Origin of the sequence: Streptomyces sp. Act143, from assembly GCF_003143935.1 — a bacterium.
Classification (GTDB): domain Bacteria; phylum Actinomycetota; class Actinomycetes; order Streptomycetales; family Streptomycetaceae; genus Streptomyces.
On the sequence record NZ_QFRX01000001.1, the window covers coordinates 6,708,977 to 6,727,503 of the forward strand.

General features: G+C 73.4%; 12 protein-coding genes. 3 read left to right on the forward strand and 9 right to left on the reverse strand.

The window, feature by feature from the left end; translation table 11 throughout:
- Positions 1 to 239 precede the first annotated feature (239 nt).
- The 4 genes from DI272_RS30735 to DI272_RS30750 all read right to left on the reverse strand — a co-directional run bounded on the left by DI272_RS30735 (position 240) and on the right by DI272_RS30750 (position 4,052).
- Positions 240 to 1,109 carry an IS5 family transposase gene (locus DI272_RS30735; protein ID WP_109498446.1) on the reverse strand — a complete coding sequence of 290 codons (870 nt, stop codon included), beginning with the start codon at positions 1,107 to 1,109 and terminating at the stop codon, positions 240 to 242.
- 54 nt (positions 1,110 to 1,163) lie between these two features.
- Positions 1,164 to 2,144: a UDP-glucose 4-epimerase GalE gene (gene galE, locus DI272_RS30740; RefSeq protein ID WP_109498447.1), complete on the reverse strand. Its 981-nt coding sequence runs from the start codon at positions 2,142 to 2,144 to the stop codon at positions 1,164 to 1,166.
- Between the two features lie 87 nt (positions 2,145 to 2,231).
- Positions 2,232 to 3,491, reverse strand: coding sequence for a glycosyltransferase family 87 protein (locus DI272_RS30745; RefSeq protein WP_109501135.1), 1,260 nt, complete (start codon positions 3,489 to 3,491; stop codon positions 2,232 to 2,234).
- Positions 3,492 to 3,575: 84 nt separating this feature from the next.
- Positions 3,576 to 4,052, reverse strand: a complete 477-nt coding sequence (locus DI272_RS30750) for a MarR family winged helix-turn-helix transcriptional regulator (protein WP_109498448.1) — start codon at positions 4,050 to 4,052, stop codon at positions 3,576 to 3,578.
- A 114-nt stretch (positions 4,053 to 4,166) separates the two neighbouring features.
- On the opposite strand from DI272_RS30750, the gene DI272_RS30755 reads away from it, so the two are divergent.
- Positions 4,167 to 4,580: an organic hydroperoxide resistance protein gene (locus DI272_RS30755; protein ID WP_109498449.1), complete on the forward strand. Its 414-nt coding sequence runs from the start codon at positions 4,167 to 4,169 to the stop codon at positions 4,578 to 4,580.
- Between the two features lie 294 nt (positions 4,581 to 4,874).
- On the opposite strand, the gene DI272_RS30760 is transcribed toward DI272_RS30755, so the two are convergent.
- The 5 genes from DI272_RS30760 to DI272_RS30780 form a co-directional block, all read right to left on the reverse strand.
- On the reverse strand, positions 4,875 to 7,139 hold the full coding sequence (locus DI272_RS30760; protein ID WP_109498450.1) for a bifunctional glycosyltransferase family 2 protein/CDP-glycerol:glycerophosphate glycerophosphotransferase: 2,265 nt from the start codon (positions 7,137 to 7,139) through the stop codon (positions 4,875 to 4,877).
- 166 nt (positions 7,140 to 7,305) lie between these two features.
- Positions 7,306 to 8,187, reverse strand: coding sequence for a carbohydrate ABC transporter permease (locus DI272_RS30765; RefSeq protein WP_109498451.1), 882 nt, complete (start codon positions 8,185 to 8,187; stop codon positions 7,306 to 7,308).
- Positions 8,184 to 9,464: a carbohydrate ABC transporter permease gene (locus DI272_RS30770; protein WP_375138080.1), complete on the reverse strand. Its 1,281-nt coding sequence runs from the start codon at positions 9,462 to 9,464 to the stop codon at positions 8,184 to 8,186. The genes DI272_RS30765 and DI272_RS30770 overlap by 4 nt, the downstream gene beginning before the upstream one ends.
- Before the next feature lie 77 nt (positions 9,465 to 9,541).
- A complete protein-coding gene (locus tag DI272_RS30775; protein ID WP_109498453.1) occupies positions 9,542 to 10,915 on the reverse strand; it encodes an ABC transporter substrate-binding protein in 1,374 nt (457 codons plus the stop codon).
- Positions 10,916 to 11,138: 223 nt separating this feature from the next.
- The gene (locus tag DI272_RS30780; RefSeq protein ID WP_109501136.1) at positions 11,139 to 15,083 is read right to left on the reverse strand and encodes an FHA domain-containing protein; all 3,945 of its coding nucleotides are present in this window, start codon (positions 15,081 to 15,083) and stop codon (positions 11,139 to 11,141) included.
- 378 nt (positions 15,084 to 15,461) lie between these two features.
- Between DI272_RS30780 and DI272_RS30785 the strand changes: the two genes are divergently transcribed.
- Together DI272_RS30785 and DI272_RS30790 are read left to right on the forward strand one after the other, a co-directional pair.
- The gene (locus tag DI272_RS30785) at positions 15,462 to 17,117 is read left to right on the forward strand and encodes a serine/threonine-protein kinase (RefSeq protein ID WP_109498454.1); all 1,656 of its coding nucleotides are present in this window, start codon (positions 15,462 to 15,464) and stop codon (positions 17,115 to 17,117) included.
- Positions 17,118 to 17,250: 133 nt separating this feature from the next.
- Complete coding sequence (locus DI272_RS30790) at positions 17,251 to 18,489, forward strand: serine/threonine-protein kinase (protein WP_109498455.1); 1,239 nt, start codon at positions 17,251 to 17,253, stop codon at positions 18,487 to 18,489.
- Positions 18,490 to 18,527: the final 38 nt, after the last annotated feature.

An 18,527-nucleotide genomic window follows, 5' to 3' on the forward strand; every position in this document is an offset into this window, starting at 1 on the left:
GACGGCCACGGAGGCGAACCAGACAGGATCGTCCTCGTCCGGCTGGACGACCACGAACGTGTTGTCGGAGTCGTTGAGGTCGCTGATCATCATGAACAGCGCGTCCTCGGAGGGGTCGTCGATGCGGTCGCCGTTCTCGCTGTCGGCGCCGTAGTACTGAGCCCCCATCGTTGCCTCTCCCTCACCCTGAGCACCTGGTCGCGGTCAGCATGGCACGTGGCACCGACGGTTCAGGCCGGTCATAACCATTCGCCGATGGCGGCGATCAGAACGGTGGCTTCGAAGCGGACGGCGAGTTTGTCGAACCTGGTGGCGACCGCGCGGTTGCGCTTGAGCCGGTTGATTCCGCACTCGACCGCGTGCCGGGCTTTGTAGTCCTCGCGGTCGAACGCTGGAGGCCGCCCGCCGGCTTTGCCGCGCCGTCTGCGGTTGGCGGCCTGGTCGGCGGGCTCCGGGATCGTGCAGCGGATTCCGCGCTTTCGAAGGTAGGCCCGGTTGGCGCGGGAGGAGTACGCCTTGTCGCCCCGTACCCGCAGCGGCCGGACACGAGGACGGCCGGGTCTGGTGCGGGGCACCCGGATGCCTTCCAGGACGGCGGCGAACTGAGGACTGTCACCACGCTGACCGGCGGTGACCAGCAACGACAGCGGCCGTTGGCCTTGCTCGCAGGCCAGATGGATCTTGGTGGTGAAGCCTCCCCGTGACCGGCCCAGACCGTGGTCGTCGGGCTCGGGGCGGGTTCCGCCCGGCGGTTCCTTCTGGGCCTGTCCGTCACGGCGGGCGCCTGCGGCGTGTTGATGGGCTCGGCAGATCGTGGAGTCCACGTTGACCTCCCACGTGATCAGCCCGTCCGCATCCGCCCGGGCCTGCAGCCGGGTCAGCAGTTCGGGCCAGGTGCCGTCACGTTGCCAGCGGCGAAAGAGCCCGTAGACGGTCTGCCACGGCCCGTACTCCGACGGCAGATCCCGCCACGGAGCACCGGTCCGCACCCGCCAACGGATCCCGTCGATCAGTCTCCGCCGACCCAACGATGGCCGCCCCAGCACCGCGACCGGCAACAGCGGCTCCAGCACAGCCCACTGCCCGTCAGAAAGATCCCCTCGCCCCACACCGCGATCATCACGGCACAGGGCAAGGGGCGAGGCCCACTTCTAAAACACGGCCTAGTCGCGTGCCGCCTCCGGATGCAGGCGTACCCAGCCCTCCCACGCCGACGTGATCATGTCCTGGACGTCGTGCTTGGCCTTCCAGCCGAGTTCCGTGGCGATGCGGTCGGCGGCGGCGACGACCCGGGCCGGGTCGCCCGGGCGGCGCGGGGTGACGGTCGGGGGGCGGTCGTGACCGGTGACGGCGTTGATGCGGTCGATCATCTCGCGGACGGAGACTCCTTCGCCGCGGCCGATGTTGAGGGTGAGGTCGCGGCCGGGGGCGGAGCGCAGGGCGCGGGCCGCCGCCACGTGCGCCTCCGCCAGGTCGACCACGTGGATGTAGTCGCGGACGCAGGTGCCGTCGGGGGTCGGGTAGTCGTCGCCGAAGATGCGCGGGGGCGCGTTCTCGGTGAGCTTCTCGAAGACCATGGGGATCAGGTTGAACACGCCCGTGTCGGCGAGGGCGGGGGCCGCCGCGCCCGCCACGTTGAAGTAGCGGAGCGAGGCCGTGGCGAGGCCCGTGGCCCGGCCGGTGGCACGGACCAGCCACTCCCCGGCCAGCTTCGTCTCGCCGTACGGCGACATGGGCACGCACGGCGTCTCCTCCGTCACCAGCTCCACGTCCGGCATGCCGTACACCGCCGCCGACGACGAGAACACGAAGGACGGCACCCCGGCCGCGGTCACCTGCTCCAGCAGGACGCGCAGGCCCTCCACGTTCTCCCGGTAGTAGTGCAGCGGCCGGTCGACCGACTCGCCCACCTGCTTCTTCGCCGCCAGATGCACGACCCCGCTGATCCGGTGGTCGGCCAGGGCGCGCGCCACCCGCTCGGCGTCCAGCGTGGAACCGACCACCAGCGGCACCCCGTCCGGCACGCGCTCGGCGATGCCCGTGGACAGGTCGTCGTACACCACCGCGTGCTCGCCCGCCTCGGTCAGCGCCCGTACGACGTGCGCCCCGATGTATCCGGCGCCGCCGGTGATCAGCCAGGTCATCTACGGCCGTCCCCTCGTGAGGTGGAGCGTGGTGGTGCGTCCGGCGCTGCTCGGACAGCGGCATCAGCTGCTGCTCGGACAGCGGTATCAGTCAATCAGGCGGCGCAGCCCACCGGGGACAGTCAGGGCGGCGTCCTGCGCGCGGGCCGGGGCGGGAAGTGGCTCCGGGCGGGCGCCCGTCGTGCGCCACAGGCGCGTGAAGGACAGCGCCGCCGCCGTCGCCAGCAGGCCGTTGCGTACGAGCATCAGCGCGCAGCCCGTCCAGGTCGCGGCCGCCACCTCGGCGTACAGCACCGGGTACACCACCGCGCTGACCGCCGTCGCGGCCACGATCAGCGCGGCCACCGGGCGTTGCGCGGTGTGCCGGGAGGTCAGGCACATCGCGGCCAGGCCCAGCAGCCAGATCATGTACTGCGGGCTGATCACCCGGCTGGTCGCCGTGAAGAGGAGGACGGCCGTCAGGGCCGCGTCGTACGCGGTCGCCGGCGTCCGGTGCCGGGCCCGCACCCGCCACCACAGCAGGAGCCCGAAGGCGACCGCCGTGGCGGCCAGCGAGGCGTGGGCGACCAGGGACACGTACGGGCCCGTGTACTCCAGCGCGCCGTACTGGTAGCGGACCGTGCCCGGCCAGCCGGCGTGGGTCGCCAGACCCAGTGCCGTGCCGCCGAGGGACTCGATCTGCACACCCCGGCCGCCCTGCTGGCGCAGGAACGCGAAGGGGTGGTCGAAGAGGGCCGCCAGGACGGCGAGGGCCGCCGTCGCCGTCAGCGCCGCTCCCGTCCATGCCGAGCGGGTCGCGCGGCCCCGTGCCACGCCCAGCAGCACCAGCACCGGCCACCCCTTCACCAGCGCGCCCAGGGCCGCGAACGCGCCGCACGCGCGCGTGGAGCGCTCCGACGTCAACAGGGCGATGACGGCCAGGGCGGTGGCCTGCACGTCGTAGCGTGCGAGCGGCACGTGCAGGAGGAGCGGGAGCCCGCCGGTCCACAGGGCCGCGCCGCGCAGGCTGCGGCCTGGGCGGCTGCCCGCGCGGGACAGCGCGTACGTGATCGCCGCGTCGGCGAGCAGGGTCAGGGCCACGAACGCCCGGAAGTACGTCAGGCCCGGCAGCAGCGCGGGGGACAGCAGGACCGGGGCCGCGCCCGGCGGGTACTGCCAGAGCGGGTCGTCGGCGGGAAAGGCGCCGGCCGACAGGACGCCGTACCAGTGGGCGTACAGCCGCCACACCTCACGGGCGACGCCGCCTCCGCCCAGCGGCGGCAGCGTGTCGTGGGCGAGCAGCCACAGCATCAGGGCGCGGGTGGTGAGCCAGGCGGCGGCCACCAGGAGGAGCGGACGTCGTGTCATCACGGCGGATCGTAAGGGGTGCGAATGCCGTGTTTCTCGTTCAAAAATGCCGTGTTTCTCGTTCAAAGGGGGTGTGCCGGGCGGTTACTCCTCCGTCGCCGCCCGGGAGGCCGCCAGGTCCAGCGCCGTCGTCAGCTCGTCCAGCCGGGTCCGCAGCTCCCGGATCTCGTCGACGTCGAACCCGGTCGCGGCGGCGATGCGCCGGGGCACCTGGAGCGCGGCCTCGCGCAGGGCCGTGCCCTCCTCGGTGAGCCGCACCTCCACGGACCGCTCGTCGCGCGCGCTGCGCTCCCGGCGCACCAGGCCGGCCGCCTCCAGGCGCTTGAGCAGCGGGGAGAGCGTGCCGGAGTCGAGGCGCAGGTGCTCCCCCAGCTTCTTGACCGGCAGGTCGCCCTGTTCCCAGAGGACCAGCATCACCAGGTACTGGGGGTACGTGAGCCCCAGGTCCTTGAGGATCACGCGGTAGACGCCGTTGAAGGCGCGGGACGCGGCGTGCAGGGAGAAGCAGATCTGCTGGTCCAGGCGGAGCCAGTCGCTCGTGGGGCTCGTGGGCGTGGTCATGGTCCCAGGGTAGCTCGTGAAGGCAATTTAGTTGTGCACAACTTAATTGTGTGCTCTACTTGTGGTCATCGGGTTCACGACCCGAGTCACGACCTCCGAGAGGACTGGTTTTCCATGGACGCGCTCTACACCGCAGTCGCCACCGCCACCCACGGCCGCGAGGGTCGCGCCGTCTCCAACGACGGCAAGATCGACCTCCCGCTGAGCTTCCCGGTGGAGATGGGCGGCAACGGTCAGGGCACCAACCCCGAGCAGCTCTTCGCCGCCGGTTACGCCGCCTGTTTCGGCAGCGCCCTCGGGCTGGTCGGCCGCCAGGCCAAGGTCGACGTCAGCGACGCCGCGGTGACCGCCGAGGTCGGCATAGGCAAGCAGGGCGAGGGCTTCGCGCTCGCCGTCACCCTCCGCGTCGAGCTGCCGGACAGCGTCGACGAGGCCACCGGCCGCAAGCTCGTCGAGGCCGCCCACCAGGTCTGCCCGTACTCCAACGCCACCCGCGGCAACGTCCCGGTCGAACTCGTCATCGAGTAGGCGTCAGTCGTCGGACCGTTGTCACCCATCGGCGGACCGTCGTCACACAGGGGCGAAGGCCGGTGCTTCCCGCACCGGCCTTCGCCCCTGCTCGTGCGTGCGGGAGCGGTCAGCGGCCGGGGCGCCCGGCCGGACGCCAGGTGGACGGGCGGGTCGGGGTGGGCCGGGACGGGCTGGACGGCATGCGGACTCCGGGGGCGAGGGCGCGGCGGTGGGGGGGGTGCTGACCAGGGTTCGGTGGCGAGGGCGCGGCGGTGGGGGGTTGCTGACCAGGGTTCGGTGGCGAGGCTTTGGTCAGATGCTTTCGACGGCAGGGGCCGCGGGCGACGCGGGAGCCGCCGGTCGCGGCACCGTGGCCAGCGGGGAGTGCGCGAGGGCCGCCGCCGCGGACGGCACCGGGAACCGCTCGGCGAGCGGCACCACCGGCGGCAGCTCGGTCTCGCCCAGCACCACACGGCGTACGACCCGCTCGGCGGCGCGGCCGTCGTCGTACGGGCAGAAACGCTCACGGAACGCCGAGCGCAGCTGGGTGGAGCGGGAGCCGCGCCAGTGGCCGGTGGCGAAGATGTCGATCAGCTCGTCCTCGCTGCGCGCGACCGCGCCCGGCGGGAAGGAGCGCAGGTCGAAGTAGGTGCCGCGGGCCGCCTCGTACGCCGCGTGGTCGTCGTCGGCGGCGTGGATCACGATCGGCCGGTCCAGGTTGGCGTAGTCGAACATCAGGGACGAGTAGTCGGTGACCAGGGCGTCCGAGGCGAGGCAGAGCGACTCCACGCTCGGGTGGTCGGTGACGTCGACGACCCGGGCCGAACCGGAGGCGAGCGGACCCCCGTGCCGGTGGTGGGCGCGGGCGAGGACGACGAAGCGCGGGCCCAGGCGGCGCAGGACGCGGTCCAGGTCGAGCGCGGAGCGCTGGGTGCGGCGGTAGTCGCGGTGGGTCGGCGCGTACAGGATCGCCACCGTCCCCTCCGGGATGCCGAGTTGCTCGCGGTGTCGCCGCACGTCCTCCGAAGTGGCCCGCAGGAACACGTCGTTGCGGGGACTGCCGTACGGGAGCGTGGTGTAGCCGCCGGGGAGGGCCCGCTCCCAGGTCAGGGTGGCGTGACGGTTGGCGGACAGGACGTAGTCCCATTTGTCGACGTCGTCGAGGAGCGCCGCGAAGTCCAGGTCGCGGGCGGCGGCGGGGCGTTCGAGGAGGTCCAGGCCCATGTGCTTGAGCGGAGTGCCGTGCTGGGTCTGGACGAGGACCTGGCCGGGGCGCTTGACCAGGCGGCGGTCGAACTCGACGTTGCTGACGAGGTACTTGGAGCGGGCCAGCGCCGTCCAGTGGGCGGCGGTGCCGGGGCGCAGTCGGCGGGTCGCGGTGGGGATCGTGTGGTGGTGCTCGGGGGCGGCGATCCACGCCGTGCGGATGTGCGGGGCGAGGTCGCGGAATGCCGCCTCCAGGGCGCCCGGGTGGCAGCCGTGGCCGCGGTCCCGGTACGCGGCGAAGACCGCGCGGTCCTCGTGCAGGGGGAGGCGCAGCTGGACGCGGTAGTGGAGGCGCAGGGCGACCGTGTGCAGGGAGCCGGCCAGGCGGGCGGCGAGGGCCTTGGTCCGGCGGCCGAGCCGCTTGGCCCACTCCAGCGCGCGGTACGTGCGCGGCAGGTTCAGGCGGACCAGCGTGTGGCGCAGGCGGGAGCGCAGCGGGACCGGGTGGCCCGGGGTGCGGTACCGGCGGTAGTGGTCACGGGTCCGGCGCAGGAACTCGGCGTGCGTGCCCCGCGGCAGCCGGTGCCGCTCGGTGAACACCGTGGTCAGGCAGTCGACCATGCGGCGGAACAACTCCGGCCGCCACCGCGCGAGTTCGGGGTGCTGGTCGAGGAACGCGAAGAGCCGGTCGTACTGGTCGAAGACATCGAAGGGGCGGAAGGTGCCGGTGCCGCGGCGCTGCCGGTGGTGCACGCTCACCCGGTCCAGCGTCGCGATCGTGTCCGCCGTCATCAGCACCTGGTACGTCCAAGGGGCGTCCGCGCGGGAGCCGGGCGGGAAGCGGAAGCCCGCGCGCTCCACGAACTCCCGGCGGTACGCCTTGTCCCACGCCGCTGTGGGTGACCGCAGCAGTCCGGGGCGGTCCTCCAGTCGGAACGGCGCCGGTCCCTGCTCGGTGAGCTGCGGGGCGAAGGGGTTGGGGGCGGCGTCGCCCCGCCAGTCGGTGCGCGCGTGGCCGTAGACCAGCACGTCCGGCTCGCCCGTCTCCTTCAGCCGGTCGGCGATCGCCTGGAGCGCGTCCGCGGTGAGGGTGTCGTCGCCGTCCAGGAACACCACGTAGTCGCCCGTCGCCGCCGCGAGACCGGCGTTGCGGGCCGGGCCGAGCCCCCGGTTCTCCGCCAGGTGCACCGGCCGCACCCGGGGGTCGCGGGCGGCGAACTCGTCGACGATCGCCCCGCAGGCGTCCGGCGAGCAGTCGTCGACGGCGATCAGTTCCAGGTCCGGACACGACTGGGAGAGCACCGACTCCAGGCACTCGTGCAGATACGCCTGAACCTGGTACGCGGGGACGATGACACTGAACCTGGGCAAGGCACATCCATGGGGGAGGGGTCGGCGCGGGCGTTCGGCCCGGCAACGGCCGGTGGAGTGACTTGGTTACGTCGCTTACGGCATACGGGGGATTCCAGGCGGACCCGAGGGGACGGACCGCCCTCGGCCCGCCCCCTCGGAAGCGCCAATCCCCTTGCCGTAAGCGCTACTTGACCGCGCCCGCCATCACGCCGGACACGAACTGCCGCTGGAACGCGAAGAACACGATCAGCGGGATGACCATCGAGATGAAGGCGCCGGTCGCCAGGATCTCGATGTTGCTGCCGAACTGCCGTACCTGCTGCTGCAGGGCGACCGTCAGCGGCTGCGAGTCGGCGTTGGTGAACACCAGCGCCACCAGCATGTCGTTCCACACCCACAGGAACTGGAAGATGCCCAGCGAGGCGAGTGCGGGTGCCGCGAGGGGGAGCACCACCGTCGCGAACAGCCGTGCCTCGTTCGCCCCGTCGAGACGCGCCGCCTCCAGGAGCTCCCGGGGGATCTCCGCGAAGAAGTTGCGCAACAGGAAGATTGCGAACGGCAGTCCGAAGCCGACGTGGAACAGGACCGCGGCGATGATGTCGCCGAAGATCCCGAGCTCCCGGAACAGCACCGTCAGCGGGATCAGCGCCACCTGCACCGGCACCACCAGCAGCCCCACCACGACCATGAACCAGGCGTCGCGGCCCTTGAAGTCCATCCACGCGAAGGCGTAGCCCGCCATCGCGCCGATGAGCACCACCAGCACGGTCGCCGGGACCGTGATCCAGACGGTGTTGAACAGGGAGTCGGTGATCGTCTCGTTCTTCAGGAGCGTGTCGTAGCTGTGCGCGGTCAGCTGGCCCGGCGCGCTGAACACCTTCCACCAGCCCGAGGCGGCGATGTCGGTCGGGTCGCGGAACGACGAGACCAGCAGCCCGAAGGTCGGCACCAGCCAGACCAGCGCGACGACGATCAGGAAGACCCGCAGGACGCCGCCGCCCGCCGCGCTCGCCACCCGGGCTGGGAGGGAGCGCCTGGCGCGCACGGTCGTGTCGAGAGTGGTCACCGCTCACGCTCCTTCCGCAGCCGGCGCAGATTGACCCACATCACCGGCAGTACGAGCAGCAGCAGGATGACGCCGATCGCGCTGCCGATGCCGTAGCTGGCGCCGCCGCCGAAGGACGACTGGAACAGTTGGAGCGCCAGCACGTTGGCGTCGTCCATGGTGGGCTGCGGGGCGATGATGTAGACCAGGTCGAAGATCTTCATCACGTTGATCATCAGCGTGACGAGGACGACGACCAGGACCGGCGCCAGCATCGGCACCGTGACCTTTCTGAACACCTGCCACTCGTTGGCGCCGTCCACCCGGGCCGCCTCCAGGAGATTGCGGTCCACGCCCGCGAGACCGGCCGCGATCAGGATCATCGCGAAACCCGCCCACATCCACACGTACGCCCCGATGATCGCCGGGGTGACCAGGGTCGGGCCCAGCCAGTCGATGCCGTTGTAGGCAGCCGCGAAGTTCGAGCCGGGCAACCGGAGTTGGGCCCCGTCCGCCTCGCCGGGCAGATGGAAGGTGCCGTCGGCGCCGCTCTTCGTCGAGGCGACGACCTCGCCGTCCTTCACCGCCTCGATCTTGACGCCCTTCAGCGCCTTCTCACCGGCGTCGATCTGACCCTTCGTACCGCCGCCGCCCAGCTTGAAGTCCAGCCACACCGTGCCGTCGATGCCCGCGCCGGTGGCCGCCTTGGCGTCCTCGGGGGTGCCGGGGAGCCGGTTCGGGGCGATGCCGACCAGCGGCAGCAGGGCCGGGGTGCCCGCGTGCACGGTGCCGGTCGACGTGAACGAGCCGCCGCCCGAGGGCTTCAGATCGCTCACCGCCGCGTTCGGCCGGGCCTTCGGATACACCGAGGAGTCCACGAACGCGTCGTGCACGCTCGTCACCACCGCGTTCGCGACACCCTGATCCGGGTCCGCCGCGTACACCAGCCGGAAGATGATGCCCGCGGCCAGCATCGAGATCGCCATCGGCATGAAGACGATCAGCTTGAACGCCGTGCCCCAGCGCACCCGTTCGGTCAGCACCGCGAAGATCAGACCCAGCGCGGTGACCACGGCCGGGGCGACCGCCACCCAGATCGCGGTGTTGCGCACGGCGGTCAGCGTGGCGTCATTGCTGAAGATGTCGCCGTAGTTGTCCAGGCCGACGAAGTGCGAGCCGTCGGCGTCGTAGAGGCTGCGCCAGATCGAGTACCCGATCGGGTAGACCACGAGCGCGCCGAGCAGGACCAGCGCGGGCAGCAGGAACAGCGCCGCCACCCACAGTCTGGTCCGCGTCACGCTCTTGTGCGGAGACGCGGAGGGCGTCGGCAGTGCGCCGGCGCCCTCCGTCGAGTTCGCCACCGAGGCCATCGGTGTCAGCTCGACCCGTACGCCTTGGCCGCGTCGGCCTCCAGCTTCTGCTGGGCGCCGGCCACATCACTCGGGTTGCTCAGGAAGTCCTGGAGGTCCTTCCACTCACCGGTGCCCTGCGTGCCGCCGAACGCCGCCGGGGCCTGGTCGGACATGTCGAACCGGAAGTCGTCACCGGCGGCGATCAGCGCCTTGGCGATCTGCCCCGTCACATCGTCCTTGTACTTCGCCTGGTCCATCTCCTTGTTCGGGGAGATGAAGCCGCCCTGCGCCGCCCAGATCTCGGCCGCGTCGGTCGAGGCGAGGAACGTCAGCAGCGCCTGGGCGCCCTTGCCGTCCTTGAGCGCCACGGCCACGTCACCGCCGCTGACCACGGGGGAGTCGGAGCCGACCGCCGGGAACGGGAAGACCTTGGCGTCCGTGCCCACCTTCGCCTTGGTGTCGGCGTTGATGTTCGCGGTGACGAAGTCGCCCTCGTAGACCATCGCGGCCGGGGTGTCACCGGTGAAGGCCTGGGTGACCGACTTCGGGAAGTCCGTGTCCAGTGCGCCCTTGCGTCCGCCCGCGAGCAACTCGTCCCTGCCCCACAGCTCGGCGAGGGTGGTGAGGGCCTGCTTGACCGAGGGATCCGTCCACTTGATCTTGTGCTGGGCCAACTGGTCGTACTTCTCCGGGCCCGCCTGGGACAGATAGACGTTCTCGAACCAGTCCGTGAGCGTCCAGCCGTCGGCGCCGCCGACGGAGACGGCGGGCGAACCGGCGTCGGACAGGGTCTGCGCGGTGGAGATGAACTCCTTCCACGTCTTCGGCGTGTCCGTGATCCCGGCCGCGTCGAAGGCCGCGGTGTTGTACCAGATCAGGGACTTGTTGGCGGCCTTCGCGTACACGCCGTACTGCTGGCCGCCGACCGCCCCCAGGTCACGCCACCCCTGCGAGAAGTTCTTGTCCAACTGGGCCTTGGCCTCCGGCCCGAGGGGCTTGAGCCACTTCTTCTCCGCGAACTGCTTGAGCACGCCGACCTGCGGCAGGAACGCCACGTCCGGTGGCTGACCGCCCTCGATCTTGGCGCCGAGGAAGGTGGAGGTGTTGTTGCCGGTCGGCACGAACTTGACCTTGGCGCCGGTGCGTTTGGTGAACTCCTTCAGGACCTGGGTGAAGTTCTCCTGCTCCGCCCCGGTCCAGACGGCGGCGACCTCCAGGGTCTGGCCGTCGAGCTTGGGAAGGGTCACGGAGGTGCCGGTCCCCGTGCCCTTGCTCTCGTTGTCGCTTGCGTTGTCGTCGTCTCCGCCGCACGCGGTGAGCACGAGTGCTCCCGCGAGGAGGGCGGCGGTCGCCGCGGCGGTCCTGCGTGTCCGGTGTGTGCTGCTCGTGCTGCGCATCACTGCCCCGTTCTTCGTCCTCGTCGAACGTCGAGCGCTGTCCCGTGGGCTCTGGTCTACGCCGGGGGCATGGGGTCGGCAAGACCGCGTGCGGTGTCAACCGGACGATCGTTGCGGCGTCGTAACGCTGCGTCCAGGACAGGGCCACAGCCCAAGCCGTGACGCAACGGCTTCGGCCCCAGGGCCTGTTGCGAAAGTCCCGCCTGCCCCGCGACGCCCGGCACTAGAGGAGAGAGGGCACCTCGGTGGCCGCGACCTCGCGTGCCGCCCGCTCCAACGCGCTCGCCAGCAACGCCAAGTCCGTCGGCCCGTTGCCCAGTTCGCGTACCGGACGGCGGGCCGGCGGGTCGCCCATCCGCTCCCAGTCCAACGGCACCACCGTCGGCCGCAGCGTCGCCGTCCGCGGGATGCGGCCGGTGACCCGGCCGCCCTGGAACGCGGTCGTCCGGCCGTCCGCCCACGTCAACCGCCCACGCCCCGGCGCCGGTTCGTCAGGTCCCGCCGCCACCGCGTCCAGCACGACCCGCAGCGTCGCCCGCCGGGCGGCCTCCGACTCCGCCGTACGGCCGCCGGAGGTCGCCGCGGCGACCAGATGGACGCCCAGCCGCTCGCCCTCCCGCGCCACGGCCTCCAGCGCGCGCACGACCGAGCCCGCCGACGGTCTGCCGGGGGAACCCAGCGGCGGCTGCACCAGCGCGTCCAGGTCGTCGACGACCACGACGAGACGCGGCAACGGCGGCGCCGGCTCCGTCCGCTGACGGGCCGCACCGGGGCGCAGCCGCATGGTCGAGCTGGGCGGGGAGTCGAGGTCGCCGGTCCCGGCGGCACCCCGCTGGGCGACCATACGCCCCGACAGCTCACGGCCCGTGTGCCACTCGGCGAAGTCGGACCGGCCCAGCAGCTCCGCCCGGCGCTTCAGCTCGGCGCTCAGGGATTGCGCGAACTCCCGCATCCGGACCGGGTCGTTGGCGGCGAGATGGGTGGTCACATGCGGTACGTCCGTACACACCCGCAGGCCCTCGCCGTGGCCGCCGGCGCCCGCGCCCACGCTGTCCCGGCCGTCCATCAGCACGACGCTCAGCCGGTCGGGCCGCTCGGCCGCCGCCAGCGAGGCGACGACCGCCCGCAGCAGTTCCGTACGGCCGCTGCCCGCGGGCCCCTCGATCAGCAGGTGCGGACCGTCGGCCACCAGGTCCGCGCCGACCGGCCCGCGCGGCCCGGCGCCGAGCACCGCCCACGCCCGGCCGCCGAGCGCCTCGGTGTCGTCCGCCGCGTCCGCCCACCGCGCCATCAGCGACGCCGGGGTGGCCCTGGCCAGCCCCAACTCGTCCAGCAACCGGGCCATCTGGGGCAGCGGCGCCGACACGCGCGCGAGCCGGTCCGCTGCCGTGCCGTCCGTGCGCATCGGCGCGAGCGCCCGCGCGAACCGCTCCGCCCAGGCGGGGGAGACGGCGTCCACGGCGGCCACGGTGCCGTGACCGACGGGGCCGGAGGGGGTCTCGCTGACGGGGGCGAGGTCGCCGGTGCCTCCGCCGGGCGCCCGCGCCACCCGCAGCAGCCGCAGCGCCGTCGCCACGTCACCGCTGAGCAGCGCGACCGCACCGCACGCGCGGAACGTCGGCGCCGCCGTGCACGCGGCCTCGTACGTCTCCGTCACCGGCGAGGCGGGCGAGGCCGGTGACGTCTCGGCGAGACACACCACATGGATGCCGGCCCGCGGCCCCTCCCACGCCAGCCGCGCCACCGCCTCGCGCACATCGGCGCCGCCGGGGTCGCCGTCCACGACGAGGACCGTGTACGGCCCGGCGAAGGGGGACGCGTCGGCGGTGCCGTCGTCCTGCGCCCAGGAGGGCCGCCGGGCTGCCGCCGCCGTGGGCTGCGCGGGCGGTGCGTCCTCCAGCCTTCTGAGCAGCTCCTCCGTACGCGCCGTCGCCTGTTCACGGTCGTAGGCGAGGAGCAGACGGCAGTCCTGGCCGTGGCCCGGGCGCAGATGCGGGAGCCAGCCCAGCCAGGACCACTCGGCGGTGCGCTCCGCGGCCGGGCGCGAGCGGTCCGCGCTGATCAGGACTATTTCCAGGGTGTCGGGGGAGTGCAGCGCGGCGAGCTGGGCCAGCACCGCGCGGGCCAGCCCGGACAGCCGCGCGCGCGGCCCGGCCAGCCCCAGGGCGCCTGCCTCCCGCAGGTCGGCGGTCACCGGGACCGCGGGCAGCAGACCCGAGCCGTCGGGCGCCGCCCGGTCGGCCGTGCCCAGCCGCACGGTCAGCGCTTCCGGGTGCCCCGGCCCGCGCTCCCACAGCCGGGGCCCGGGCCCGAGCGCCGTCAGCAGCAGCGCCGCCGGGTCCGGCCAGGTCTCCGGCACCTGGGGCGCATCGGCCGCGGGTTCCGTGGCCGGGACGGCCGTCTCCTCGCCGTACGCCTCGCTCCGGTCCGACGCGGGGCCCTGCTCACCGCGTCCACCGGTCAGCCGCCGCGCCCACGCGCCGAGCCCGCCGCGTCTGCGCAGGCCCTGCGGTACGTCGGTGCCGCGCAGCGGCGTGCCTTTGCGGCGCCCGCTGTCCGGAACGTCCGCGGCGTCGCCGGCGCGGGCGTGCTCGTCGGACGCATCGCCGCGCGCCGGGGCGCGGCCGGAGGGGGCGCTCTGCGGGGGGCCGGGGGGAGCGCTTTGCGGAGAGCTGGAGGGAGTGCCTTGCGGGGGATCGGTGCGGGCGGAGGGTGTGTGCGGGGAGTTGGCGGAGGGCGTGTGCGGGGAGTCGGCGTAGGACGCGGTGCCGCCGACGGGGCTGTCCTGGGCCGGGTCGGCTGAAGTCCGCCCGCGAGCCGGGGAGTTGCCGGACGCGGCGTGACCTCCTCGCGTGCCCCCGAGGTCCGCGCCTCCGTGGCCCGCGATCCCGAGGTCCGCGCCCCGCGAAGACTCACCCCGCGAAGACTCACCCCGCGAGGAGTCGCCCCGCGAGGAGTCACCCCGCGAACCGGCACCCCTCGAAAGGTCGCCCCGCGCAAGGTCACCGCGCGAGGAGTAGCCGTCCGGATGGTCGCCGTGCGCGAGGGCGTGCCCCGCCTGTCCCGCGCCCAGCCGTCCCGCGTGTGTCTGCTCACTGTCCCCGGCGCCCGCGCGGGACGCCTCCGCTCCGGAACCCGAGGCGCCTGTGCCCGCGCCACCGCGTGCCGACCCCGCGACGCCCGAACCTGAGTTGCCCGCGCCAACGCGTGTGGCCCCCGCGACGCCCGAACCTGCGGCGCCTGTGCCCGCGCCGCCCCGTGTCGCCCCCGCCACGCCGGACACCCGGCGTCGGGAACCGGTGGTCCGGGTGTCGTGGGTCCGGGCGGCCTGGCTCTCGATGCGGGGTGCGCCGCCCTGGCCCGGCACGACGGGTTCCTCGGGGCCGGTGCGGCTTCGACCCTGTCCTGGCGCCGCCCACCCGGCCGTGCCGGTGGTGTGGCCGGTCGGGCCGGAGGGTGTGCCGGGGCCGCCACCGACGCCGGGGTCGTCGTCCGTGGGCGCGGGCACGCGTACGTGCCCCTCGCCGTCCGGGGCGGTGCGCAGCCGGAACCCGGGGCCGCCGGGGGGAGCCAGGCGCAGGGCCGACTCGCCGATGCGGAGCAGGGCGCCCGGGGGAAAGCGGACCGGACGGGCGCCCACGCGGGTGCCGTCCAGGACCGTGCCGTTCGTGGAGTCGAGGTCGGCGACCGAGACGCGGCCGTCGGCGGCGACCGTGACCGCGCAGTGCAGGCGGGAGACGTCCGGGTCGTCGAGCGGGACGTCGGCGGCGGCGGAGCGGCCGATCTCGATGCGGCCGCCGTGCAGCAGGTGGACGCCGCCCGCGTCCGGACCGGCGACCACGTCGAGGCGGGCCGGGGCGTCGTCGACCTCGGGGTGCGGCTCGGGGTCGGTGGGGGCGCCGAGGGACAGCACCGCGCCGTCGGTCAGCGGGGGCTCGCCGAGGGTGCAGCGCTGGACGTCGAGCCGCTCGGCACCGGCGTACAGCACGGGCTGGCCGGAGGCGGGGGCGCCGCCGTCGCCGGAGACCGCGGAGGCGAGCGCGGAGGCTATCGACGCCAGGGCCGTCCCCGCGGGAGCCGTGACCAGCAGGTCACAGCTCGGGGTGCGGCCCCGGGCCGCCTCGGCGGGCGGGGCCAGCGGGTCTACGACGGTCAGCCGGATCTGCATCGCCGTCAGCGGTCCCTTCTGCCCGGGCGCGGACAGTCCCCCACCCCACACGAGCACATCGGCCAGTACTGCAGGCATCCTCGCACCTGCCACTGACAGTCTGCCCGCCCACCGACGGCAAGTGATCTTGATTGGTCAGCTCTGCCCCCAAAAGTGCCTGACCAGTGCCGCGCCGTTGATCACTTGAGATCGGTCACGTCCGGCTCCGGCAACCAGTCGACCGGGTCGCGCGTCTTTCCTTCGAACAATTACGGGAACCAGTACCGAACAACCTTGGGAACCGGTACGTAAGACGCACAGACGGACGACAGGCCGCCGTCAGGGGAGGCGGCACTACAGTGGACCGGAACACAGGCAAGCAAGCAGGGAGCGCATGACGTGCGGCCGGTAGGCAGCAAGTACCTCCTCGAGGAGCCGCTCGGACGCGGCGCGACGGGGACCGTCTGGCGAGCCCGCCAGCGCGAGGCCGCGGGCGCCGAGGCGGCCGTCCAGGGCCAGCCCGGTGAGACCGTCGCGATCAAGGTCCTCAAGGAGGAGCTCGCGAGCGATCCGGACATCGTGATGCGGTTCCTGCGGGAGCGCTCCGTCCTGCTCCGGCTCACCCACCCCAACATCGTCCGGGTGCGCGACCTGGTCGTCGAGGGTGATCTGCTGGCGCTGGTCATGGACCTGGTCGACGGTCCCGACCTGCACCGCTACCTCCGTGAGAACGGCCCCTTCAGCCCCGTCGGCGCCGCCCTGCTCACCGCGCAGATCGCCGACGCGCTCGCCGCCAGCCACGCCGACGGCGTCGTCCACCGCGACCTGAAGCCCGCCAACGTCCTGCTCCAGCAGAACGGCGGCCAGATGCACCCGATGCTGACGGACTTCGGCATCGCCCGCCTCGCCGACTCCCCGGGGCTGACCCGCACCCACGAGTTCGTGGGCACGCCCGCGTACGTCGCCCCCGAGTCCGCCGAGGGCCGCCCGCAGACCTCCGCCGTCGACATCTACGGCGCCGGCATCCTGCTGTACGAGCTGGTCACCGGCCGCCCGCCGTTCTCCGGCGGCTCGGCCCTCGAAGTGCTCCACCAGCACCTCAGCTCCGAGCCGCGCCGCCCCTCCACGGTCCCCGACCCGCTGTGGACGGTCATCGAGCGCTGTCTGCGCAAGAACCCCGACGACCGGCCCAGCGCCGAGAACCTCGCACGCGGCCTGCGGGTCGTCGCCCAGGGCATCGGGGTGCACGCGAACTCCGCGCAGATCGCCGCCGCCGAGAACGTCGGCGCCCTCCTCGCGCCCGACCCGGCCCCGGCCGCCGTACCGGGTTCCGCCGACCCCACGCAGGTGCTGCCGCACGGCGGCGCGGGGGCCTACGACCCGAACGCCGCGACCAACGTCCTGCCGCACGTGGGCGCCGCCGACCCCACCGCCGTGCTCCCGAACCGCGGCGCGGCCGACCCGACGGCCGTCCTGCCGCCGGTGCCGCAGGGCCAGCCCGGCCAGCAGCCCGGCGGACCCGGCCCCGAGGACCCGCACCCCTGGCAGAACCAGCTGCGCGCCGCCCGGGACCGCAACGAACAGACGCAGGTCCAGTACCTCGACCCCAACCAGGACCCGCTGCGCCGCCGCCCCCAGCGGCAGGTCCAGCGCCCGCAGCAGCAGCCGCGCCCCCAGCAGCAGCCGCAGCAGGGCTACGGCTATCCGCAGCAGCAACAGCCCCAGCGGTACGCCCCGCCGCCGCACCCCCAGCCGCAGCCCCAGCGCTACGCGCCGCCACCCCAGCAGCCCCAGCAGCCCCAGCAGCCCCAGCGGGAGCCCCGGCAGCCGCGGCAGCGCAGTGCCAATCCGATGAAGATCCCCGGGCTCGGCTGCCTCAAGGGGTGCCTGTTCACGATCGTCATCCTGTTCGTCGCGGGCTGGCTGATCTGGGAACTGAGCCCCCTTCAGGACTGGATCGGCACCGGCAAGAGCTACTGGGACCAGATCGGGGACTGGATCGGGACGGTCTCCGGGTGGATCGGCGACCTCGGGGGCGGTTCGTCCGGGCAGTAGCGCTTCGGACCGCCCCCGGCAGGGGCGAGTCTGTTGATTTGTCGACACCTGGCGGGTGATTTCCGCCTCCGTGGTGAAGGTCGGCTCGTCGGACGCGTAGTTTTATCGCCAACACGCGTCTGTAGGAGCAGCCTTGGCACGGAAGATCGGCAGCCGGTACACCGCCCACCAGATCCTCGGGCGGGGCAGCGCCGGCACGGTGTGGCTGGGCGAGGGGCCCGAGGGGCCCGTCGCCATCAAGCTGCTGCGCGAGGACCTCGCCTCCGACGAGGAGCTCGTCGGACGGTTCGTGCAGGAGCGCACGGCGCTGCTCGGCCTGGAGCACCCCAACGTCGTCTCGGTCCGCGACCTGGTCGTCGACGGCAACGACCTGGCCCTGGTCATGGACCTGGTCCGCGGCACCGATCTGCGCACCCGCCTCGACCGCGACCGGCGCCTCGCGCCCGAGGCCGCGGTGGCGATCGTCGCCGACGTCGCCGACGGGCTCGCGGCCGCGCACGCGGCGGGCGTCGTGCACCGGGACGTCAAGCCGGAGAACGTGCTCCTCGACATGCAGGGCCCGCTGGGCCCCGGCGGCTCGCACCGCGCGCTGCTCACCGACTTCGGGGTCGCCAAGCTCATCGACACTCCGCGCCGGACCCGGGCCACGAAGATCATCGGCACGCCGGACTATCTGGCGCCGGAGATCGTCGAGGGCCTGCCGCCGCGCGCGGCGGTCGACATCTACGCGCTGGCGACGGTGCTGTACGAGCTGCTCGCGGGCTTCACGCCCTTCGGCGGCGGCCACCCGGGCGCGGTGCTGCGCCGCCACGTCACGGAGACGGTGGCGCCTCTGCCCGGCATCCCCGACGAGCTGTGGCAGCTGATCGTGCAGTGTCTCGCCAAGGCACCGGCCTCCCGGCTGCGCGCCTCCGAGCTGGGGGCGCGGCTGCGGGAGCTGCTGCCGATGCTGGCCGGGATGCCGCCGCTGGACGTGGACGAGCCGGACGCGGAGGCGGAGGACGACGAGGAGACCGCCCTCCCGGCCGAGCCGGCGCCCGCTTCCGCCGCGCCGGTGCGGCGGGGAGCGGTGCCGCTGGTGCCGGGGGCGAAGCCGGCCGACTCCAACCGGGACACGCACACGTCGATGAGGGTGCCGGCGCCGGACGAGCTGGCGGGCGGTGCGCGGGGGACGGCGCGGGTGCCGCGCGCCTCGGGTGCCCCGCGTCCGGGTTCCGCCCGCAACCGGGTGGCCGCGCGGCGCCGGAAGGTGGCGTTGGGGGCGGCGGCGGTGGCGTTGGCGGCGGCGGCCGGGGTGGGGGTGTGGGCGGCGACGTCCGACGACGGGGCGACGCCCTCGGACTCGTCCAGCTCGGCACCGGCGTCCCCGTGACCGTCCCGGGGGAGGACGGAGCCCCCGGGGACGCGCAC